Origin of the sequence: Agilicoccus flavus (assembly GCF_014857905.1) — a bacterium.
Classification (GTDB): Bacteria; Actinomycetota; Actinomycetes; order Actinomycetales; family Dermatophilaceae; genus Agilicoccus; species Agilicoccus flavus.
This window is the reverse complement of the sequence record NZ_JACYXE010000004.1, coordinates 202657-225291: the sequence shown is the minus strand read 5'-3', so window position 1 is coordinate 225291 and position 22635 is coordinate 202657. Positions and strand designations below refer to the sequence as shown.

Annotated in this window: 16 protein-coding genes and 2 tRNA genes; 9 read left to right on the top strand and 9 right to left on the bottom strand. The window is 72.1% G+C overall.

What is annotated here, in order from left to right:
* The first annotated feature begins 5 nt into the window (after nt 1-5).
* The 3 genes from ICW24_RS08420 (at nt 6) to valS (ending at nt 4742) form a co-directional block, all read left to right on the top strand.
* Complete coding sequence (locus ICW24_RS08420) at nt 6-437, top strand: universal stress protein (protein WP_226345263.1); 432 nt, start codon at nt 6-8, stop codon at nt 435-437.
* Nucleotides 437-1939 (top strand): alanine/glycine:cation symporter family protein, encoded by a 1503-nt coding sequence (locus tag ICW24_RS08415; RefSeq protein WP_226345346.1) that lies wholly within the window; start codon nt 437-439, stop codon nt 1937-1939. Before ICW24_RS08420 ends, ICW24_RS08415 begins: the two co-directional genes overlap by 1 nt.
* 100 nt (nt 1940-2039) lie before the next feature.
* Entirely contained in the window at nt 2040-4742 is a 2703-nt protein-coding gene (valS, locus tag ICW24_RS08410; RefSeq protein ID WP_226345262.1) for a valine--tRNA ligase, read from the top strand.
* 40 nt (nt 4743-4782) lie between these two features.
* On the opposite strand, the gene ICW24_RS08405 is transcribed toward valS, so the two are convergent.
* From ICW24_RS08405 to ICW24_RS08380, 6 genes are all read right to left on the bottom strand, one after another.
* On the bottom strand, nt 4783-5532 hold the full coding sequence (locus tag ICW24_RS08405) for a hypothetical protein (protein WP_226345261.1): 750 nt from the start codon (nt 5530-5532) through the stop codon (nt 4783-4785).
* A 97-nt stretch (nt 5533-5629) separates the two neighbouring features.
* Nucleotides 5630-6913 (bottom strand): ATP-dependent Clp protease ATP-binding subunit ClpX, encoded by a 1284-nt coding sequence (clpX, locus tag ICW24_RS08400; RefSeq protein WP_226345260.1) that lies wholly within the window; start codon nt 6911-6913, stop codon nt 5630-5632.
* A 226-nt stretch (nt 6914-7139) separates the two neighbouring features.
* Nucleotides 7140-7802: an ATP-dependent Clp protease proteolytic subunit gene (locus ICW24_RS08395; RefSeq protein WP_226345259.1), complete on the bottom strand. Its 663-nt coding sequence runs from the start codon at nt 7800-7802 to the stop codon at nt 7140-7142.
* Between the two features lie 53 nt (nt 7803-7855).
* Nucleotides 7856-8476: an ATP-dependent Clp protease proteolytic subunit gene (locus ICW24_RS08390; RefSeq protein WP_307781320.1), complete on the bottom strand. Its 621-nt coding sequence runs from the start codon at nt 8474-8476 to the stop codon at nt 7856-7858.
* A gap of 211 nt (nt 8477-8687) precedes the next feature.
* Nucleotides 8688-10076, bottom strand: a complete 1389-nt coding sequence (tig, locus tag ICW24_RS08385) for a trigger factor (protein ID WP_226345258.1) — start codon at nt 10074-10076, stop codon at nt 8688-8690.
* A gap of 561 nt (nt 10077-10637) precedes the next feature.
* Nucleotides 10638-10711 (bottom strand) — tRNA-Pro (locus tag ICW24_RS08380).
* A 177-nt stretch (nt 10712-10888) separates the two neighbouring features.
* Between ICW24_RS08380 and ICW24_RS08375 the strand changes: the two genes are divergently transcribed.
* A tRNA-Gly gene (locus tag ICW24_RS08375) sits at nt 10889-10959 on the top strand.
* 61 nt (nt 10960-11020) lie between these two features.
* Here the strand turns inward: ICW24_RS08375 and ICW24_RS08370 are convergent.
* Both ICW24_RS08370 and ICW24_RS08365 read right to left on the bottom strand, forming a co-directional pair.
* Entirely contained in the window at nt 11021-11482 is a 462-nt protein-coding gene (locus ICW24_RS08370; RefSeq protein WP_226345257.1) for a ribose-5-phosphate isomerase, read from the bottom strand.
* 30 nt (nt 11483-11512) lie between these two features.
* Nucleotides 11513-12142, bottom strand: a complete 630-nt coding sequence (locus ICW24_RS08365) for a mycothiol-dependent nitroreductase Rv2466c family protein (RefSeq protein ID WP_443588043.1) — start codon at nt 12140-12142, stop codon at nt 11513-11515.
* Between the two features lie 173 nt (nt 12143-12315).
* On the opposite strand from ICW24_RS08365, the gene pepN reads away from it, so the two are divergent.
* Together pepN and ICW24_RS08355 are read left to right on the top strand one after the other, a co-directional pair.
* A complete protein-coding gene (gene pepN / locus ICW24_RS08360) occupies nt 12316-14880 on the top strand; it encodes an aminopeptidase N (protein WP_226345255.1) in 2565 nt (854 codons plus the stop codon).
* Nucleotides 14825-16264, top strand: coding sequence for an MFS transporter (locus ICW24_RS08355; protein WP_372360562.1), 1440 nt, complete (start codon nt 14825-14827; stop codon nt 16262-16264). The genes pepN and ICW24_RS08355 overlap by 56 nt, the downstream gene beginning before the upstream one ends.
* Before the next feature lie 493 nt (nt 16265-16757).
* Here the strand turns inward: ICW24_RS08355 and malQ are convergent, their stop codons facing one another.
* Nucleotides 16758-18923 (bottom strand): 4-alpha-glucanotransferase, encoded by a 2166-nt coding sequence (gene malQ / locus ICW24_RS08350; protein ID WP_226345253.1) that lies wholly within the window; start codon nt 18921-18923, stop codon nt 16758-16760.
* 206 nt (nt 18924-19129) lie between these two features.
* On the opposite strand from malQ, the gene ICW24_RS08345 reads away from it, so the two are divergent.
* The 3 genes from ICW24_RS08345 to ICW24_RS08335 all read left to right on the top strand — a co-directional run bounded on the left by ICW24_RS08345 (nt 19130) and on the right by ICW24_RS08335 (nt 22607).
* A complete protein-coding gene (locus ICW24_RS08345; protein WP_226345252.1) occupies nt 19130-20224 on the top strand; it encodes a mechanosensitive ion channel family protein in 1095 nt (364 codons plus the stop codon).
* Between the two features lie 55 nt (nt 20225-20279).
* A complete protein-coding gene (locus tag ICW24_RS08340) occupies nt 20280-20711 on the top strand; it encodes a globin (RefSeq protein WP_226345251.1) in 432 nt (143 codons plus the stop codon).
* A 105-nt stretch (nt 20712-20816) separates the two neighbouring features.
* Nucleotides 20817-22607: a glycoside hydrolase family 13 protein gene (locus ICW24_RS08335; RefSeq protein WP_226345250.1), complete on the top strand. Its 1791-nt coding sequence runs from the start codon at nt 20817-20819 to the stop codon at nt 22605-22607.
* The last annotated feature ends 28 nt before the right edge of the window (nt 22608-22635 follow it).

Sequence of the window (22635 nt, the reverse complement as noted above, 5' to 3'; positions counted from 1 at the left end):
TCCCCATGGAATCCGTCCTCATCGGCGTCGACCAGAGCGACGCTTCGACCCGCGCGATGACCTTCGGGGTCGAGCGGGCGCGCCGCAACCGCTGGAAGGTGCTCGTCGTCTACGTCGTCAACTGGAATCCCTTCGGATTCACGACGCCGGAGGACAACGAACACCGCTCCGCCGAGCGGGAGAAGGAGATCGCCTACGCGCGGACCGAGATCATCGCCCCCATGGTCGCCCTCGCCGACGAGGCCGGCGTGGAGTGCGAGGCCCTCGTGCACCACGGCAAGCCGTCGCAGGTCATGGCGGACCTCGCGCGCGATCGCGGGCTGGATCTCATCATCGTCGGCCGGGTCGGGGACTCGGGGTTGCGCGAGGCCATCTTCGGCAGCACGGCCAGCCGGCTCGTGCAGCACGCGTCCGTGCCCGTCATGGTGGTGCCGTGATGATCGCCCTCGTCCCCGCAGCGGGCATCGACCAGGCCATCGACGACGTGTTCGGCCCGTTCGCCACCTGGTTGGAGTCGATCGTCTTCTTCGCGGTCCCGATCGCCGGCACGAAGGTGCCGCTCATCGTCGGCTGGCTCGTCGTCTGCGGCTTCTTCTTCACCATCTGGCTGCGCTTCCTCAACGTGCGTGGGCTCAAGCACGCCGTCGACCTCGTCCGCGGAAAGTTCACGCGCGCCGACGCCGAGGGCGAGGTGACCCACTTCCAGGCGCTGGCCACGGCGGTGTCGGGCACGGTCGGTCTGGGCAACATCGCCGGCGTCGCGGTCGCGATGTCCCTCGGTGGGCCCGGGGCGGCCTTCTGGATGACGCTGTGCGGCTTCCTCGGCATGTCGACCAAGATGGCCGAGTGCATGCTCGCGGTGAAGTACCGCAAGATCCGCCCCGACGGCTCGGTCTCCGGCGGACCCATGTACTACCTGCGCGACGGCCTCGCCGAGATCGGGCACCCGGGCGTCGGCAAGGTGTTGTCGTACTTCTGGGCGATCTGCATCCTCTTCGGAGCGCTGGCCGGCGGGAACGCGTTCCAGTCCAACCAGGCGGCCGCGCAGATCGTCGCGGTCACCGGTGGCGATCAGAGCTTCTTCGCGGACAAGGGCTGGCTCATCGGCGTCCTCTTCGCCATCGCCGCCGGCGCCGTCATCATCGGCGGCATCAAGTCCATCGCCCGGGTCACGGAGAAGATCGTGCCCTTCATGGGCGTCGTCTACGTCCTGGCCTGCCTCGTCGTCATCGTCGTCAACATCGACATGCTCCCCGGCGCCGTCGGCGCCATCTTCGCCGGCGCCTTCGCTCCGGAGGGCATCGCCGGAGGCATCATCGGCGCGCTGATCGTCGGCTTCCAGCGCGCGGCCTTCTCCAACGAGGCGGGGCTGGGATCGGCCGCGGTCGCCCATTCGCCGGTGAAGACGGACCGCCCGGCCACGGAGGGCTTCGTCGCCTCGCTGGAGCCGTTCATCGACACGATCATCGTGTGCAACATGACGGCGCTGGCCATCATCATCACGGACACGTGGAACGACGGGGACGCCGGCACCCTGGGCGGCATCGGACTCACGTCTCGCGCCTTCGAGACGGTACTCCCGTGGTTCCCGATCGTGCTCGCGTTCGCCGTCGTGCTCTTCGCCTTCTCGACGATGATCAGCTACTCCTACTACGGCATGAAGGGCACTGGTTTCCTCTTCGGCGACAGCAGGCTGGCCGAGAACGTGTTCAAGGTCGTCTTCCTGCTGTTCACGGTCCTCGGTGCCGCCGCGGGCCTCAAGGCCGTCATCACGTTCTCCGACTGCATCATCTTCCTCATGTCGCTCGGGAACATCCTCGGCCTCTACTTCCTCGCCAAGGTGATCCGCCGCGAGTTCGACGACTACCGCGCCGAGCTGCGGGAGGGGCGCATCGAGGTCGTCGCACCGGAGGAGCGGATCGGCGGATCGTCCACCTGACCCACCCCGCCCCCGACGAGCCTCGGCCGGCGCCCGGCCCCCGCCCGCACCGTGCGGCGGGGTGGCCGGGCGCCGCTGTTCGTCTGGGAGAATGTCGGCCATGACGACCCTCCCCCCCACGACCGCCGCACCCGCGCTCCCCGACAAGCCGTCGGTCGACGGTCTCGAGGACAAGTGGGCGCCGGTCTGGGAACAGCAGGGGGTCTACGCCTTCGACCGCGCGCGCGCCCTCGAGCTGCCGCGCGAGCAGGTCTACGCGATCGACACCCCGCCGCCCACCGCCAGCGGGTCGCTCCACGTGGGGCACGTCTTCTCGTACACGCACACCGACTGCCTGGCCCGGTACAAACGCATGCGCGGGTTCGAGGTGTTCTACCCGATGGGCTGGGACGACAACGGCCTGCCCACCGAGAAGCGGGTCCAGAACTTCTACGGCGTCCGCGGCGACGCCTCCCTGCCCTACGTGCCCGGCTACGAGCCCCGTTACCGCGGCGACATGCCGGCCAAGGACGTCAAGGACGCCTCCAAGCAGGAGGCCGTCTCCCGCGCGAACTTCGTCGAGCTGTGCGACGAGCGCACCGTCGAGGACGAGAAGACGTTCGAGGCGTTGTGGCGCCGGCTCGGCCTGTCCGTCGACTGGAGGCAGACCTACCGGACGATCGACGCGCGGTCGCAGGCCGTCTCGCAGCGGGCGTTCCTCGACCACCTCGAGGCCGGCGCGGCCTACCAGTCCGAGGCGCCCGGGCTGTGGGACGTCACCTATCAGACGGCGGTCGCGCAGGCCGAGCTCGAGGCCCGCGACTACCCCGGCCACTACCACCGCATCGCGTTCCACGCGGCGGACGGCTCACCGGTCCACATCGAGACGACGCGCCCGGAACTCCTGGCGAGCTGCGTCGCGCTCATCGCGCACCCGGACGACGACCGCTACCGAGGCCTTTTCGGGACCACGGTGACCTCGCCCGTCTTCGGCGTCGAGCTGCCGGTCCTGTCCCACCCCGAGGCCGAGATAGACAAGGGCGCCGGCATCGCGATGTGCTGCACCTTCGGTGATCTCACCGACGTCACGTGGTGGCGCGAACTGCGCCTGCCGACCCGCTCGCTCGTCACGCGCAACGGGCGGATGAGCGCGGACACCCCGGACTGGCTGACCTCTCCTTCGGCGCGCGAGTTCTACGCGGACGCCGTGGCCGGCAGCACGACGTTCGCGGCCCGCAAGAACATCGTCGACCGGCTCCGCGAGACCGGCGACCTCGAGGGTGAGCCCACGGCCACCCAGCGCAAGGCGAACTTCTACGAGCGCGGCGACAAGCCGCTCGAGATCGTCACGAGCCGCCAGTGGTACATCCGCAACGGCGGGCGCGACGACGACCTGCGCGACGACCTCCTGGCCCGGGGCCGCCGGATCGACTTCCACCCCGAGTTCATGCGCGTACGGTACGAGAACTGGGTGGGCGGGCTCAACGGCGACTGGCTCGTCTCCCGGCAGCGCTTCTTCGGGATCCCGATCCCGCTGTGGTACCCGATCGACGCCTCCGGGCAGCCCCGCTTCGACTCCCCCATCGCGCCCCGGCCCGACCAGCTGCCCGTCGACCCCTTCCGCGACGTGCCCGACGGCTACTCCCCCGACCAGCGGGGCGAACCCGGTGGATTCGTCGGTGACCCCGACGTCATGGACACGTGGGCGACCTCCTCGCTCACACCGCAGATCACGACCGGCATGCCCGCGGGCTCCGGGGGCGACGGGGCTGAGGCGGACGGCGACCCCGAGCTCTTCGCGAAGCTCTTCCCCATGGACCTGCGCCCCCAGGGCCAGGACATCATCCGCACGTGGCTGTTCTCGACCGTCGTCCGGGCGCACCACCTCGCGGACGAGGCGCCGTGGCGGCACGCGGCGATCAGCGGCTGGATCCTCGACCCCGACCGGAAGAAGATGTCCAAGTCCAAGGGCAACGCCGAGACGCCGGAGGGCATGCTCCAGCTCCACGGCTCCGACGGGGTGCGGTACTGGGCGGCCGGCGCGCGGCTCGGGACGGACGCCGCGTTCGACACCGGCCAGATGAAGGTGGGCCGGCGCCTCGCGATGAAGATCCTCAACGCGAGCAAGTTCGTCCTCGGCTTCCCCGCCGCCGGCGACGACCGCGTGGACCCCCGCGCCGACACGGTCACGGACCTGCGGGACACGGTGACGCACCCGCTCGACCGGGCGATGCTCGCCGAGCTCGGGAACGTCGTGGAGCGCGCGACCGCCGGATTCGAGGCCTATGACCACACCCGGGCGCTCGAGGTCACCGAGACCTTCTTCTGGACGTTCTGCGACGACTACCTCGAGCTCGTCAAGGACCGGGCCTACGGGCGCGAGCAGGACGAGGCCGGGGCGGCCTCCGCGCGTGCGGCCCTGCGGCACGCCCTCGACGTCCTGCTGCGCCTGTTCGCCCCGTTCGTCCCGTACGCGACCGAGGAGGTCTGGTCGTGGTGGCGGGTCGGCTCGGTGCACCGCGCCGCCTGGCCCACGCCCGAGCAGGCGCGGGCCGGGATCGACGCGGACGCCGACCCGAGCGCCCTCGCCGTCGTGGGCGCCGCCCTCGCCGGGGTCCGTCGGGCCAAGTCCGACGCGAAGCTCGGCATGCGCGCCCAGGTCGAGTCGGTGACGATCGCCGGCCCGGCCGCCGCACTGGCCGCCCTCCGGGCCTGCGCCGACGACCTGTGTGCCGCGGGTCGCATCGACGCGATCACCTACGCCGAGGCCGACCGCGTCGAGGTCCGCGACGCCGTCCTGCTGCCGCCGCCGCCGAAGGAGTGAGGTCGCGCCGCGCCGGCCGTGTGGTCGCGCGGCGGCGGTTTCAGGAGCGGGTGGGCCCGGGGCGCTCCTGCGCACGCGACCACGCCGACCCCTCGGGGACCGGTGAGCCCGCGAACCGCCCGCGCAGGGCGGCGAGCACCTCGGTGCGCCGACGGGAGCGCAGCGCCCCGCTCGGATGGACGGCCACCCACGGCTGGTCCCACCCTGACAGGCCGAGGCGGCGGTCGGCGAGGCCGGCGGCGGGGAACGCGCCGACCCGACCGCCCGCGGGGTCGTAGAGCGCGGGAGGGCCGCCGTCGGCGGCCACGAACACGAGCGTGACGTGTCGCGGCAGGGTGCCGTTGCCCACGTACAGGAGCATCGGCGCCCCGACGTCGACGAGACCCACCAGGCGGTCGACCCGGGCCGCGAGCCGTTCTCCGGACAGGCCGCGTAGCCACGTCGTCGCGTACGGGGTGCCCGCGAGGGCGGCCCCGTTCTCGAGTTCGACCCGGGCGCCCCACGGCGGTGTCCCGAGCGCACGCGGCCACGGTGCCTGGACGCTGCCGGGACGCGGGACGACGGCGTTGGTGCGGGCGAGGACCTCCTGCTCGTGCTCGGCGAACCGGGCCGCGACGGGCCGGTCGTCGCGGGCGCCGCCGGGGCCGACGCCGCGCAGGATCCACCGGGTGAGGGCGGGGTCGATCATCATGCGCGCGACGGTCAGGCAGGCCGAGCCGCAGCTCACCGAGCTCTGCTGCGTCGGCGCCGGGTCACCCGGGCCGAGGCGGAAGGCGGTCACGGGGCTCACCGCCCCAGACTCCCCCACCCGCCGCGACGCGGTCCACCCCGCGCGGTCGCGCCGACCCCGCCCGGGCAGGACGGGGCCGGCGCGCGCCGGGCGTGGTTCAGGCGGATTCCTTGCGGTCGGCGCGCTTGCGGCCGCGCTCGGTCTCCCGGCGGAAGATCGTCGGGTTGACGTTGTCGAGGACGACCTCGCGGGTCACGAGGACGCGGGCGATCTCGTCGTCGCTCGGCACGTCGAACATGACCGGCAGGAGGACCTCCTCCATGATCGCGCGCAGACCGCGGGCGCCGGTCCCGCGCGCGAGGGCCTGCTCGGCGATGGCCTCGACCGCGTCGTCGGTGAACTCGAGCTCGACACCGTCGATCTCGAACATCTTCGTGTACTGCTTGACGAGGGCGTTCCGGGGCTCGGTGAGGATCTGCACGAGAGCGTGCCGGTCGAGCGGCGAGACCGTCGTGATGACCGGCAGCCGCCCGATGAACTCGGGGATGAGGCCGAACTTCATGAGGTCCTCGGGCATGACCTCGCCGAAGTACTCGTCGGGGGCCTTCGCCGTGTGCAGCCGCGCCCCGAAGCCCAGTCCGGTCTGGCCGGCCCGACCCTCGATGAGCTTCTCGAGGCCCGCGAACGCGCCGCCGACGATGAAGAGCACGTTGGTCGTGTCGATCTGGATGAACTCCTGGTGCGGGTGCTTGCGCCCGCCCTGCGGGGGCACCGACGCGGTCGTCCCCTCGAGGATCTTCAGCAGCGCCTGCTGGACCCCCTCGCCGGAGACGTCCCGCGTGATCGACGGGTTCTCGCTCTTCCGGGCGATCTTGTCGACCTCGTCGATGTAGATGATGCCCGTCTCGGCCTTCTTGACGTCGTAGTCCGCCGCCTGGATGAGCTTGAGGAGGATGTTCTCGACGTCCTCGCCCACGTACCCGGCCTCGGTGAGCGCGGTCGCGTCGGCGATGGCGAACGGGACGTTGAGCATCCGCGCGAGCGTCTGCGCGAGGTAGGTCTTGCCGCAGCCGGTGGGGCCGATGAGCAGGATGTTCGACTTCGCGATGTCGACTTGCTCGCCCCCGCCCTTCTTGGGACCCTCGCCGGCCTGGATGCGCTTGTAGTGGTTGTACACGGCGACCGCGAGCGACCGCTTCGCCGGCACCTGGCCGACGACGAACTGCTCGAGGAAGTCGAAGATCTCGCGCGGCTTGGGCAGCTCCTCGAGACCCAGCTCGCTCGCCTCGGCGAGCTCCTCCTCTATGATCTCGTTGCACAACTCGATGCACTCGTCGCAGATGTAGACCCCCGGGCCCGCGATGAGCTTCTTGACCTGCTTCTGGCTCTTTCCGCAGAACGAGCACTTCAGCAGGTCGCCGCCGTCTCCGATGCGTGCCACGAGGCAGATTCCTTCCCGTCCGCGAAACGGACCCTGTCGGCCGACCCCACCGGAGCCGCGCCCCCCGACGCTACCCGTCGGGTGCGTCGCCTTCCTTCATTGAACCCCGGTGTCGATGCTCCCGCCGCCCGTGTCCGCTCAGGGCGGACACCGGGGACGACGTCGGCCCCCGCGGTGGCACCGCGGGGGCCGGACGCCGGTCCTGCACCGATCGGCCTGCGTGCGATCAGCTCTGGCGCGAGGCCTTCCGGCTGACGAGCACCTCGTCGATGAGCCCGTAGTCCTTGGCCTCGGCCGCGGACAGGAACTTGTCGCGCTCGATGTCCTCGTTGACCTGGGCCGGGGTGCGGCCGGAGTGCGACCCGAGGGTCTCCTCGAGCCAGGTGCGCATCCGGAACACCTCGTTGGCCTGGATCTCGATGTCGCTCGCCTGGCCGTAGTCGCTGCCGCCGAGCGCGGGCTGGTGGATGAGCACCCGCGAGTTGGGCAGCGCGTACCGCTTGCCGGGCGCGCCCGCCGCGAGCAGCACCGCGGCCGCCGACGCGGCCTGGCCGACGACGAACGTCTGCACGTCGGGGCGGATGAACTGCATCGTGTCGTAGATGGCCGTCATCGCCGTGAACGAGCCGCCCGGGGAGTTGATGTACAGGACGATGTCGCGGTCCGGGTCCTGGGACTCGAGGACGATCAGCTGGGCGATGATGTCGTCCGCCGACGCGTCGTCCACCTGGCTGCCGAGGAAGATGATGCGGTCCTCGAACATCTTGGTGTACGGGTCGGTCCGCTTCATGCCGTAGGAGGTCTTCTCCTCGAACTGCGGAAGGATGTAGCGGCTGCTCGGGGCGAGCCGGGACGGCACCGGCAGGGCGCCGCTTCGGTGGGTGTTCATGTCTGCTCCAAACTCGTGATCGCGGGGGCCGAAGTGGGTGTACACGCCTGACCTCAGCTCTCGGTGCCGCCGGCGCCCGGCGTCTGACCGGCGCTGGAGTAGACGTGGTCGACGAACCCGTAGTCCTTCGCCTCCTGCGCGCTGAACCAGCGGTCGCGGTCGGAGTCCTTGGTGATCTGCTCGACGCTCTGACCGGTGTGCTGGGCGATGAGCTCGGCCATCTGACGCTTGATGAACAGCATCTGCTCGGCCTGGATCTTGATGTCGGTCGCCGTCCCGCCGATGCCGCCGAGCGGCTGGTGCATGAGGATGCGCGCGTGCGGCGTCGCGTACCGCTTGCCCTGGGCGCCGGCGGAGAGCAGGAACTGGCCCATGCTCGCGGCCATGCCCATGGCCACGGTGGCGACGTCGTTGGGGATCCAGTTCATCGTGTCGTAGATCGCCATGCCCGCCGAGATCGACCCGCCCGGCGAGTTGATGTACAGCCAGATGTCCTTGTTCGGGTCCTCCGCCGCGAGCAGGAGCATCTGCGCGCAGATGGCGTTGGCGTTGTCGTCGCGCACGTCCGACCCGAGGAAGATGATGCGCTCCTTGAGGAGGCGCTGGTAGATGTGTTCGTCGAGCCCGCCCTTGGGGCCCTGGTCGGCGGCGACGATCTCGCTGCTGTGGCTCACGCTGTCTCCATCTCTCGCTACTTCTCGGGGCACCCGCCTCGCGGGCCCCACGACCTCATCGACCCTAACGTCGGGCACCGACGCTCCCATCCCCGCCCCGGCCGTTGTTCGCCCTGAGCGCAAGGGCGGACGACCCGCCCCGTGGACGCCGTCGGCGCCGGTCCCCGGGCTGGGGGAACGGCGCCGACGGTCGGAGCTCGGTCTGTCGGGACTACTTCGAGGACGTCTCGTCCGCGTCCGAGGCCTCGGGAGCCGACTCCTCGTGGACCTCGACGACCTCGGCGGCGTCGCCCTCGAGGTCGTCGTCGACGTCCTCGTCCATGCCGTCGTCGATGGTCTCGGCGTTGAGGTCGACGAGCTCGCCGGCCGCGTCACGCACCGTGACCTTCTCGAGGATGGAGGCCAGCGCCTTGCGGCGGGCGACCTCGCCCGCCATGGCGGAGACCTGGTTGCCCTCGTCGATGGCGCGGGCGAACTCGCTGGGGTCCATGCCGTACTGCTGGGCGCTCGCGATGAGGTACTCGATGAGCTCCTGCTGGGTCACCTCGACCTCGTTCGCCTCGGCGATGGTGTCGAGGAGCAGCTGCGTGCGCAGGGCGCGCCGCGTGCTCTCCTGGACCTCGGCGCGGTGCTCGTCGTCGTCCTCGCGGTTCTCGCCCTGGAGGTGCTGGGTGACCTCGGCCTCGACGATGCTCTCGGGCACGGGGATGTCGAGCGACTCGAGGAGGTGCTCGAGGACCTTGTCGCGCGCCTGGACGCCCTGCTCGAAGGTCTTGGCCTGGCGGGCCTGCTCCCGGACGCTCTCCTCGAGCTCGGCCAGCGTGTCGAACTCCGAGGCCATCTGGGCGAAGTCGTCGTCGAGCTCGGGCAGTTCGCGGGTCTTGACCGCCGACACGGTCACGGTGATATGCGCGTTCTCGCCCTCGTGGTCGCCGCCGGCGAGGGGGGCCTCGAACGTCGTCGACTCGTCGGCCGACAGGCCCGTGAGGGCCTCGTCGAGGCCCTCCAGCATGGTGCGGGAGCCGATCTCGTACGAGACGCCCTCGACGGCGTCGATCTCCTCGCCGCCGATCTCGCCGCGCAGGTTCATCGACACGAAGTCGCCCTCCGCCGCGGCGCGGTCGACGCCGACGAGGGTGCCGAACCGCTCGCGCAGCTCGGTCATGCGGCGCTCGGACTCCTCCGCCACGGCGGCGTCGTCGAGGGAGTCGACGGAGACCTCGATCTCGTCGAAGGCCGGCAGGGTGATCTCGGGGCGGACGTCGACCTCGGCCGTGAAGACGAGCTGCTCGCCGTCCTGGGCCGGGACCTCGGTCACGTCGATCTCGGGCTGGCCGAGCGGGCGGATCTCGTTCTCGGCGAGGGCCTGGCCGTACAGGTCGGGCAGCGCCTGGTTGACGGCCTCCTGCAGCACGGCGCCCTTGCCGACGCGCTGCTCGATGATGCGCGCGGGGACCTTGCCGGGGCGGAAGCCCGGGATGGAGATCTGGGACCCGATGGACTTCACCGCGGCGTCGATGCTCGGTCGCAGCTCCTCGTTCGGGACCTCGACGGTCAGCTTGACCCGGGTCGGGTTGAGGGTCTCGACGGCACTCTTCACTTCTGGTTCTCCAGCATCGGTCGGGGTCTGGGTGTCCGCCTGGGCGTGCAGGGCCGGCGTCGCCACGGGACGGGACCGGGCCGAGGACAGCGGGGCCCATGGGGACCGATCTCGCTCGACCCGCGGACGTCGCCGCAGACATCACCGCATGACCCCACCTCGGCCAGGCATCACTTCATCGTAACGGTTACGTACCGGAGGCCTCGAACCGGTGAGACGGGCGCGCGCCGCCGGGCGGTCGACCCGGGGCACGGGGCAGGGTCGGCCCCGGTCGGGTGAGGATGACACCGCGACGCCGCGTAACGCGGCGGCCGCCCGGGTCGATGTCCCCCATGTCGCCGGCGGGACGAACTCGAGCCCGGCCGCGACCGCATCCGCCGGGAGGGAGGACGCGGCACGGCATCGCCCGAGGGGACCGGAGCGAGGAGCCGTGCCGCACGCACGGAGACCGCAGCGCGGTCCGTCGGCAGAGGGCTCGTGGGCACAGGCCCACGGGCCCTTCGCCGTCTCCGGGGCGGGTCGCCCGGGCCGGAGGGTCGGGACGAGCGAGGAGGGACGGAGTCGGGCTGACAGGATTCGAACCTGCGACATCGTGCTCCCAAAGCACGCGCGCTACCAAGCTGCGCCACAGCCCGTGGTCGGGTCAGGTTAGCCCACCGGCGCCGCTGCGCCCCCGTGCGGCCGAGCGGGGCGCGCTGGGTGGTCCCGAGTGGTCCGCGTCGGGCGACTCGCCGGCGGCAGCGCGGCGAGGAGCGTCGTTTCGGCGGCGACGGAGCGGTGCGCTAACCTGTGCGAGCGCCGCGCAAGCGTGTGCGGGTGTAGCTCAATGGTAGAGCCCCAGTCTTCCAAACTGGCTACGCGAGTTCGATTCTCGTCACCCGCTCGAACGACGTCGCCCCGGCCGCACACCATGCGGCCGGGGCGTTCGTGTTCGTCTCGCGAGGTCAGGCGGGCAGCTCCCCCGTCGCCTCGAAGGCACGCAGGAGGTCGATGCGGCGGCGGTGCCGCTGTCCGTCCGAGAACGGCGTCGACAGGAACGTGTCGACGATCGCCTTGGCGTCGGCCTCGCTCGTCATGCGCGCGCCCACCGAGACGACCTGGGCGTCGTTGTGTTCGCGGGCCAGCTCGGCGGTCTCGACCGACCACGCCAGCGCGCACCGGATACCGGGCACCTTGTTCGCCGCGATCTGCTCACCGTTGCCGGAGCCACCGAGGACGATCCCGCGGCTGCCCTCCTCCGCCGCGACCGCCTGGGCGGCGGGGACGACGAAGCGGGGGTAGTCGTCGTCGGCGTCGTACTCGCGCGGACCGTGGTCCACGACCTCGTGGCCGAGGCCGCGCACGTGGGCGACGAGGGCCTCCTTGAGCTCGAACGCGGCGTGGTCGGCGCCGAAGTGCACTCGCATGTCGTCTCCTCCGGGTGGGTCGGGTGGGGGTCAGTCGAAGATGGGGCCGACGTCGCGGGTGCGCTTGATCTCGAAGAAGCCGGGGGTGCCGGCGACGAGGAGGCACCCGTCCCAGAGCCGGCCGGCGGCCTCGCCCTTCGGGGCCGGCGAGACGACGGGCCCGAAGAACGCGACGTCCCCGAACGCGACGACGGGCGTGCCGACCTCGTCACCGACGAGCGAGATGCCCCGCTCGTGGCTCGCCCGCAGCGCGTCGTCGAACTCGGTGCTCGTCGCGGCGTCGGCGAGGTCGGCCTCCAGGCCCGCGTCGGCCAGGGCGTCGGCGATGAGGCGGGTGCGCTGCCCCTCGTCGCGGAGGTCGGCGCCGCCGAGGTGGATGCGCTCCCCCAGCGCGTCGTACAGCTTCTTGACGACCCCCTGCCCGTGCCGCTCCCGCGCCGCGATCACGACCCGAACGGGGCCCCAGCCGCCGTCCATGAGGCCCCGGTAGCCCTCGTCGAGGTCGCGCCCCTCGTTGAGCACCGACAGGCTCATCACCGACCAGGTGACCTCGACGTCACGCACCCGCTCGACCTCCATGAGCCAGCGGGACGTCATCCACGCCCACGGGCACAGCGGGTCGAACCACATCTCGGCCTTCTCGTTCGTCATACCGCTCATCCTGCCAGCCGTTCCCCGCGGTGACGGCCCAGGTTCACCGGGTCATCGGGAGACATCGGGGAACATCCCGGGACATCGCGGACGCTGTCGGTGCGCCGTGCGACGATCGGGTCGACAGCGCGGGAGCCGTCGGCTCGCCCGCCTCATCGGCACCGATCTTCCAGGAGCGCCCCGTGCCCGGACAGAACCTCACCCGCGACGAGACCCGCGAACGGGCCCGTCTGCTCGACGTCTCGTCCTACGACGTCGACCTCGACGTGACCGCCGGCGACCACACGTTCCCCACGACGAGCACGGTGCGGTTCACCTGCACCGAGCCCGGGGCGTCCTCGTGGATCGACTTCGTCGGCGAATCGGTGGGCTCCGTCAGGCTCAACGGGGTCGACCTCGATCCCGAGGGCCACTACGACGGCGCCCGGATCACGCTGCCCGACCTGGCCGCCGAGAACGAGCTCGCCGTCTCGGCCACCGGCCGGTACATGAACACCGGGGAGGGTCTGCACCGGTTCGTCGACCCCGTCGACGACGAGGTCTACCTGTACACGCAGTTCGAGGTGGCCGACTGCCGGCGCGTCTTCGCCGTCTTCGAGCAGCCCGACCTCAAGGCGACCTTCACCTTCACCGTCACCGCCCCCGCGGGCTGGCAGATCGTCTCGACCCAGCCGACTCCCGAGCCGGAAGCCGCCGACGGCGGGGCCGAGGGCGCCGCCACGTGGCGCTTCGCCCCCACCCCGAGGCTGTCCTGCTACGTGACGGCGCTCGTCGCCGGACCGTACGACGTCGTCCGCGACGAGCTGACGACGGGCGACGGGCGTGTCGTGCCGCTCGGCCTGTTCTGCCGGCGGTCGCTCTCCCCGTTCCTCGACTCGGGCGAGGTCTTCGACATCACGAGGCGCGGGTTCGCCTTCTACGAGAAGGAGTTCGGGCTCGCCTACCCGTTCGAGAAATACGACCAGATCTTCACCCCCGAGTTCAACGCGGGTGCCATGGAGAACGTCGGCGCCGTCACGTACCACGAGATGTACGTGTTCCGCTCGAAGGTGTCGGAGGCGACCGTCGAGCGGCGCGCGCTGACGATCCTGCACGAGCTCGCGCACATGTGGTTCGGCAACCTCGTGACGATGCGCTGGTGGGACGACCTCTGGCTCAACGAGTCGTTCGCCGAGTGGGCGAGCACCACGTGCCAGGCGGAGGCCACCCGGTGGACGTCGGCCTGGACGACGTTCGGCACGGCCGAGAAGGCGTGGGCCTACAACCAGGACCAGCTCTCGTCCACCCACCCCATCGTCGCCCAGATCCGTGATCTGCACGACGTCGAGGTCAACTTCGACGGCATCACGTACGCGAAGGGCGCGAGTGTGCTCAAGCAGCTCGTCGCCTACGTCGGCCGGGAGGCGTTCACGCAGGGGCTGCGGGCCTACTTCGCGGCGCACGCCTGGGGCAACACGACGCTGGCCGACCTCCTCGCCGAGCTCGAGCGCGCCTCGGGGCGGGACCTCTCGGCGTGGTCGCGTGACTGGCTCGAGACCTCGGGCGTGAACACCCTGCGCCCGGCCCTGGAGGTCGGCGACGACGGCGCGCTGGCCTCGGTCGCCGTGGAGCAGACCGGCGCGACCCCGCAGATGCCCTTGCGCCCGCATCGGCTGGCCGTCGGCCTGTACGACCTGCGCGACGGGCGGTTCGTCCGCAGCGAACGGGTCGAGCTGGACGTCGCCGGGGCCCGGACCGACGTCCCCGAACTCGTCGGCCGGCCCCGCCCCGACCTGTTCCTCGTCAACGACGACGACCTGGCCTACGCGAAGATCCGCCTCGACGCGCCGTCGCTGTCCGCGGCCGTCGCCCACGCGCGCGGCTTCACCGACAGCCTGCCGCGGGCGCTCGTCCTCGGGGCGGCCTGGGACATGACCCGCGACGCCCAGATGCGGGCCCGGGACTTCGTGCGGCTCGCCCTCGACTCGATCGACGACACGACCGACCCCACGATGCTGCGGGTCCTGCTCGCGCAGGTGCGCTCGGCCGTGACCTTCTACACCGCCCCCGACGCGCGCGACGCGGCAGCCGCCGACGTCACCGCCCGCCTGCGCGAGATGGCGCAGGCGGCCCCGGCGGGCGGCGACGCCCAGTTCCAACTCGCGGTCGCGTTCGCGGGCTGGGCCCGCGGCGACGACGACCTCGACCTGCTCGCGTCGCTGCTCGAGGGGTCGACCACGTGGCCGGGCCTGGAGGTGGACACCGAGATGCGGTGGGTGCTCCTCACCGGCCTGGCCGCCGGCGGGCGCGCCGACGCCGACGCGATCGAGGCCGAGCGCCGCCGCGACGACACGGCGACCGGCCGCGAGCGGGCGGTGCGCGCCCTCGCCGCCCGCCCGAGCGTCGAGGCGAAGGAGTCCGCGTGGGCCGGCGCACTCGATTCGGACGCGTGGGCCAACCAGACCCTCCAGGCGGCCGCCCGGGGCTGGGGCGCCGTCCACGACACGAGCCTGCTCGAGCCGTTCGTCGACCGGTACCACACGACGCTGCTCGACGTGGCCGCCGGGCGCACCCACGCGATCATGGAGACGCTCGTGTCGGAGTTCTACCCGCTCGCCCTGGCCGACGAGCACCTCGCGCGGGCGACGCAGGACTGGCTCGACGCCCACCCGGACGCCCAGGACTCGATCCGGCGCCTCGTCGCCGAGAACCGTGACGCCGTCGTCCGCGCCCTCGCGGCGCAGGCCTTCGACGCGGACGCGTCGTGAGGCACCGGCGGTCGGCATGAGCGAGGCGGTGGACGAGCGGGAGTCGTCGGCGGGCGGCCGCGGGCGGATGTTGTCCGGGCCGGTCCTCGCGTGGGCGGCCTGGGACTGGGGGTCGGCGGCGTTCAACGCGGTCGTCACCACGTTCGTCTTCACCGTCTACCTCACGAGCTCGGCCTTCGGCCCCGAGAGCGAGACCTCCGCCGCGCTCGGCGCGGGCCTGGCGGCGGCCGGCCTCGGCGTCGCGCTCCTCGCCCCCGTGCTGGGGCAGCGAGCCGACGCGACGGGGCGGCCCACGTTCTGGCTCGGGGTCAACTCCCTCGGCGTGTTCGTGTGCACGGCGGCGCTCTTCTTCGTGCGCCCGGAGCCCGGCTTCCTCTGGCTCGGCGTCGCGCTCGTCGCGGTGGGCACCCTGTTCTCCGAGTTCGCCGGCGTCACCTACAACGCGATGCTGCCGCGGGTGTCCACGCCCGAGAACGTGGGCCGGGTGTCCGGTCTCGGCTGGGGCGTCGGCTACCTCGGCGGGATCGTGCTGCTCGCGATGCTGCTCGTCGGCTTCATCTCCCCCGACCCCGGCTGGTTCGGGGTCACGCACGCCGGCGGCGAGCACATCCGGGTCGCCATGCTCCTTGCCGCCGCGTGGTTCGGGCTCGCGGCCCTGCCCGTGCTCTTCGTCGTCCGCGACTCGGGCCCCGCGGCCGGGACCCGGCCGGACCGACTCCCGGGAGCAGCGCCTCGGCCCGCGCGCTTCGACCTCGTCGGTTCCTACCGGGCCCTCTGGGCGACGATCCGGGGCCTGTGGCGCAGCGACCCGCAGCTCCTGCGCTTCCTGCTCGCGGCCGCCGTCTACCGCGACGGGCTGGCCGGGGTCTTCACCTTCGGGGGCGTCATCGCGGCCGGCACGTTCGGCTTCACCGCCTCCCAGGTCATCGTCTTCGGGATCGCGGCGAACGTCGTCGCGGGGATCGCGACGATCGTCGCCGGCCTGCTCGACGACCGGCTCGGGGCGAAGCGCGTCATCGTCGTCTCGCTCGTAGCGATGTGCGGGTGCGGCCTGGGGCTGTTCGCCTTCCACGGGGCCGGGCCGGCCGCGTTCTGGGCGCTCGGGCTTCCCCTCGCGGCCTTCGTCGGCCCCGCGCAGTCGGCGAGCCGGAGCCTGCTCTCCCGCCACGTACCGGAGGGCCGCCACGGCGAGATCTTCGGCCTGTACACGACGACCGGCCGGGCCGTGAGCTTCCTGGCCCCCGCGGCGTTCTCCGCAGCGGTCGCCCTCGGCGCGGCGCTCGTCGGGCCCCAGTCGCAGTACTGGGGCGTCGTCGGTCTCGTGCTCGTCCTCCTCGTCGGCCTCCTGCTCTTCCTGCCGGTGCGGCTCGGCCACACCGACTGAGCCCGAGACGGATACGGCCGTCGAGGGTGCCGAGCGGCGGCCTCACTCGCCGCCGACACCGCGGAAATCTCCCGGGTACGTGTTCGCACATATTTTCCATAGACATGCTCTGATCGGCGAGAATAAGAGCACGCACTTCACCACATTTCACCGCATTCCAGTGTTGGGGAGGGGGGTCGATGTCGACGCCGACACGCACCACGACGTTCGCCGAAACGTTCCCCAGTGCCCTCGAAGTGCAGCTGCGCACCACTCTTCTCGCGTGCCTGATCACCTCGACCACCCTGCCGGAGCCCGGGGCCGAGATCCCCGGCACGGACGTGTTGGGGGTGGACGTCGACAGGTTGCGTCACCTCCTGGACCGCGAGGAGCGACCCGGGCCCATCGGCGCGGCCGCCGGTCCGGCCGAGTCTCGGCAGGAGTCCGACGAGTGTGGCGAGCGGGGCGGGGCGGCCCGCCACGAGCCCCGGCCGAAGCCCGACGAGTCGACGGCTCAGTCGGTGGCGGTGCCCCCGCGACGGACCGTGCGGGTCAGGCGGCGGGCCCGACGCTTGGCGACGAGGTCCTCGAGGAGGACGGGCCGCCGGTTCGCGTCGGCCAACGGCAGCCGCCAGTTGGGGTACTCGTCGTTCGTCCCCGGCTGGTTCATCGTCCGGCGGTCGCCGACGAGGTCGGGCACGGCGATGCCCACGAGCAGCGCGGGCGAGGCGGACAGGTAGCGGTGCAGCCCGTCGACGACCTGCTCGAGATGCCCCGGGACGTCGGCGAGGACGGCGTCGGCCGTGTCGGCGTCCCCGAGGAAGCCCCGCTCGGCGAGCGCCCCGAGCATCGACAGCCGGTCGGCCTCGTCGAGCTCCCTCTCCTCCTCGACGGGCCGGGTGAACAGGCCGAGCCGGTCGCGCACCTCGATGTGCTCACCCGTGAGGTAGCCGGAGGTCGGCGGCAGGTCGTGCGTCGTCACCGAGGCGAGGCAGAGCCGCCGGTAGTCCTCCGGCCGCACCGGCGAACCGTCCTCCGTGCGCTCGAACCACAGGATCGACGTGCCGAGCACCCCGCGGCCGCGCAGGTACTCGCGCACCCACGGCTCGACGGTGCCGAGGTCCTCGCCGACGACGACCGCGCCGGCGCGCTGGGCCTCGAGCGCGAGGATGCCGATCAGCGCCTCGTGGTCGAGGGTGACGTACGTGCCCTCGATGGCGGGCCGGCCCGCGGGCACCCACCACAGGCGGAACAACCCGATGATGTGGTCGATGCGCAGGCCGCCGCTGTGTCGCAGGGCCGCCCGGATCATGTCCCGGAACGGCGCGTAGCCGAGCTCCTCGAGGCGGTCGGGGCGCCACGGGGGCTGGCTCCAGTCCTGCCCGAGCTGGTTGTAGGCGTCGGGCGGGGCGCCGACGGTGACACCCCGGGCGAGGGCGTCGCCCAGGTACCAGGCGTCGGCGCCGCTCGGGTGCACCCCCACGGCGAGGTCCTGCATGACGCCGAGGCTCATGCCCGCGGCGACCGCCTCGCGCTGCACGGCGCCGAGCTGGTCGTCGACCACCCACTGCAGCCACATGACGAAGAGGATGTCGTCGGCGTGCTCCTCCCGGAACGTCGCGACCTCCTCGCTGTCGGGGTCGCGCAGCGCCTCCGGCCACCCCGCGTCATCGGCCTCGACGACGTCCGAGAGCACGCACCACGTCGCGAAGTCGACGAGACCGCGCCCCTCGTTCGCTCGGTAGTCCTCGAAGGCGGCCTGGCGGCGCACCGAACGGGGTGCGTCGAAGACGAGCCGCAGCGCCCGGCGCTTCGTCTCCCACGCGGCGTCCCGGTCGATGGTGTCCTGGGTGTTCCCCGGGCGGGCGGTCCGCGCGAGGGCCTCGACCTCCGCCCGCGTGTCCGCGTCGAGGTAGGCGACCTCGGGGACGTCCTCGACCCGGATGTACAGCGGGTTGACGAACCGGCGCGACGTCGGCAGGTACGGCGACGGCTCCATGTGGCCGGAGTACTCGGCCGCGTGGACGGGGTTGATGAGCACGAAGTCCGAGTCGAGGTCACGGGCGGACCAGACCGCCATGTCCGCGAGGTCGGCGAGGTCTCCCACGCCCCACGACGCGCGGGAACGCACCGAGTACAGCTGCGACATCAGACCCGACGCGCCGCGGCCCTCGATGGCCTCGGGCAGGTCGATGCGCTCCGGCACCACGGCGAGGCGCCCCCGGACGGTCTGCCCGTCGGCCGGGCGGGCGCACACCTCGTGCCAGCCGAGCGGAAGCCGGTCGGGCAGCTCGAAGGTCGCCTCTCCGGTCTCGACGCCGCCGACGACGCGCGGCTCGACCCAGACCGGGAGCTGGCGCAGGTCGACGCGGCCCCCGTCCTCGAGCTCCACCCACGCAGTCACCTCACTGCCGTGAGGGACGTGCACGGGCACCGTGGCGACGCACCCCTCGCGGACGAGGGTGAAGGGCGGCACGACCCGCAGCCACGGACGCTCCGCGACCCGCGGGAGGGCCGCGCGGGCGGCCTCGTCGTCGGGGACGTCGACGTCGAGCGCGGCGAGCACCGCGCGGATCGAGTCCGCCGAGACCTCCGCGTGCCGGCCCTGCCAGTCCCAGTAGTCGGTGGCCACGCCGTAGGCGTCGGCGAGGGCGATGAGGTCGGGCGACGGGGTGGTCACGGAGTCAGGCGCCTTTCGAGGCTCGGGTGCGTCCCGTCGATCCTAGGGGCAGCGCCCGCCCCCGCCGGGAGCGGCACCGGCTGCCCCGCCGACCACCTGCACGGACGCGGCGGTCCGAGGCCCGGACGCGGGCGTTACCCAGCCGGCCCCCAGGTCCGGGGCGCGCCGCCCAGCGCCCGGACAGCGCCCCGGTCGAGAATGGGGACATGACGTGGTTGAGCTCGTTCCTCGAATCGACGGCCGGTGCACTCACCGGCGACACCAGCTCGGCGGCGGCCGCGAGAGCGGCCCGGTCGGGGACGGCCACGCTGACGTGGGAGCAGGCCGGCGCGTGGTTCCTCGACCGGCCGCTGAACATCGTGATCATCGTCCTGTTCGCGTTCATCCTGCGCTGGCTGGTCCACCGGGCCATCAACACCCTCGTGCACACCCTCGTCGAGCGCCGCACGTCCGGCGCCGACACGGCCTCGATCGCCGTCATCGACCCGATCCCCACGATGCAGCTGCCCGTCATGAAGCGCAGCGCCCGCCGCGCGGCGCGCGCCCTGAGCAAGTCGGGCCTGGTCGACACCGAACGCCAGCGCCAGCGGGTGACCACGCTGGGGTCGGTCCTCAAGAGCGTCGCGACCGTCGTCATCTGGACCATCGCCGTCCTCATGATCGGCCAGGAGCTCGGCCTGAACATGGCGCCCGTCCTCGCCTCCGCCGGCGTCGGCGGCGTCGCCCTGGGCTTCGGGGCCCAGAGTCTCGTCAAGGACTTCCTCTCGGGCGTCTTCATGATCCTCGAGGACCAGTACGGCGTGGGCGACATCGTCGACACCGGCGAGGTGACCGGGTACGTCGAGGAGGTGTCCCTGCGGGTCACGCGACTGCGCGACATGAGCGGCATCGTCTGGTACGTCCGCAACGGCGAGATCGTGCGCATCGCCAACAAGTCCCAGGGCTGGCAGGTGGGCTCCGTCGACGTGCCCGTGGCCATCGACGAGGACCCGGAGCGCGTCATCGACATCCTCGAACAGGTCGTCGCCGACGTCGACGACGACCCGAAGTTCTCCGACGCGCTCCTCGAGGCCCCGACCGTGGCGGGCGTCGACTCGATGTCGGGCGGCACGATGACGATCAAGATCTTCGCGAAGTGCGCCCCGAATGAGCACTGGGCCGTCCAGCGCGAGATCCTCGAGCGCGCGAAGATCGCGCTGGCCAAGGCCGGGGTCCGGGGTCCGATCATCGCCGCCGGGGCCGCCGCGTTCGACCCCATCCAGCCGACGACGTCGAAGCCGGCCAACCCGAGCCAGACGTGAGACACCCCCGCGGGGGGCCGGGAGCGGCCGGAGCGGACCTGGGAGACTGGGCGGCATGACCTCACCCGGACCGACGCCGTACGAACTCATGGGTGGCCACGAGACGCTCGTGCGCCTCGTGGACGGCTTCTACGCCGGGGTGGCGCAGGATCCGGAGCTGCGCGCGCTCTACCCCGAGGAGGATCTCGGGCCCGCGGCGCACCGGTTGACCCTCTTCCTCGAGCAGTACTGGGGCGGGCCGACGACGTACTCCGACACGCGCGGACACCCTCGGCTGCGGATGCGGCACATGCCCTTCGCCGTCACCCCGACGCAGCGGGACCGCTGGCTCCACCACATGCTCGGCTCCCTCGACGCCCTCGCCCTGGCGCCCGACCTCGACGGTGCCTTGCGCGACTACCTGACCCGCGCCGCGTTCTCCCTCGTCAACGCCGAGGAAGGCCAGAGCGCGCCGCTGGAGCGGATGCAGGCCCAGCACCGGATCTGACCGCGCGGGGACGGAACGACCCGGTCCCCGCGGCCGGAGTCCCGCAATCCGAGACGCTGTCGAATCGATTCGATTCGGGTGGGTGCGCTCCCCCAGACTGGAGCCGTGACGCAGTCGACGAACCTGACGACCCAGACCTCCCCCCGGACCGGTGCCCTGCTGCACGCCGCCGACGGACCCGACGCCGCCTGGTGGCGCCACGCGGTGATCTACCAGGTGTATCCGCGTTCGTGGGCCGACTCGAACGGCGACGGAGTCGGTGACCTGCCCGGCATCACGTCCCGCCTGCCCTATCTGCGAGACCTCGGCGTCGACGCGCTCTGGCTCTCGCCGTTCTACCGCTCCCCCATGGCCGACGCCGGGTACGACGTCGCCGACTACCGGGACATCGACCCGCTCTTCGGCTCTCTCGCGGACGCCGAGGCTCTCATCGCACGCGCCGGCGATCTCGGCCTACGCGTCATCGTCGACCTCGTGCCGAACCACACCTCCGACGAGCACGCCTGGTTCCAGGAGGCCCTCGCGTCGGAGCCGGGCTCGCCCGCCCGGGCGCGGTACATCTTCCGCGACGGCTCGGGCCCCACCGGCGACGAGCCGCCCAACGACTGGGTCTCCGTCTTCCACGGCCCCGCCTGGACGCAGGTGTCGCCTGGCGAGACCGACGCGTCGGGCGCGCTCGTCCGCCCCGGCCAGTGGTACCTGCACCTCTTCGACAGCAAGCAGCCCGACCTCGACTGGACGAACCCGGAGGTCCGCGCCGAGTTCGAGGACATCCTGCGCTTCTGGGTGGAGCGGGGGGTCGACGGCTTCCGCGTCGACGTCGCGCACGGCCTCGTCAAGGCCCCGGGCCTGCCGGCCTGGTCGCACACGACCGACATCATCTCGGGCGATGAGGACCACAAGCTGCCGACCAACGCCGCGCCGATGTGGGATCAGGACGGCGTCCACGAGATCTACCGGGCGTGGCGGCGCGTGCTCGAGGACGCGAACCCCACCAAGGACCCGGCCGCGGACAAGATCCTCTGCGCCGAGGCGTGGGTGCAGCCGCTGTCGCGCAACGTCCTGTACACGCGTCCCGACGAGATGCACCAGGCCTTCAACTTCGCCTTCCTCACCTCGCCGTGGCACGCGGACGCCCTGCGCGCCGTCGTCGCGACCTCGCTGGCGGCGGGTGACTCGGTGGGCGCGCCGACGACGTGGGTGCTGAGCAACCACGACGTCGTCCGGCACGCGACGCGCCTCGCGTGGGCGCAAGGCGAGCACCTCAAGGGCATCGGCATCGGCGACCCCGTGCCCGACGCCGCGCTCGGCCTGCGCCGCGCCCGGGCCGCCACGACCCTCATGCTCGGGCTGCCCGGATCGGCCTACCTCTACCAGGGCGAGGAGCTGGGGCTCCCCGAGTCGGCCGAGGTGCCCGACGAGCTCCGGCAGGACCCCGCCTTCCTCCGTTCGGAGGGCACCGAGCGCGGCCGCGACGGCTGCCGCATCCCCATGCCGTGGGAGGGCGACGCCCCGGCGGCCGGGTTCAACACGACGGGGCAGGTGTGGCTGCCGCAGCCGGCGAGCTACGCCGAGCTCGCGGTGGACCGTCAGGTCGGTGTGGCGGGCTCCACGCTCGAGCTCTACCGGACCCTGCTGCGGCTGCGCCGCGAGCTGGACCTCGGGACCGCCGAGCTGCTCGACCTCGACGGGCTGCCGGACACGGCCGTCGGATTCATGTCCCTCGCGCAGGACGGCTCGCGGGTCGCGTTCATCGCCAACCTCGGCGAGGACGACCTGCCGCTTCCGGCCGGTGAGGTGCTCGTCCGCAGCGACGACGACCGCGCCGAGACCGGGGCGGACGCCGGCCGGCCGCTGCCGCTCGACGCCTCCGCCTGGGTCCGGCTGCCCGCCTGAGTCGACCCGATCGGGCCCGCCTACGGTG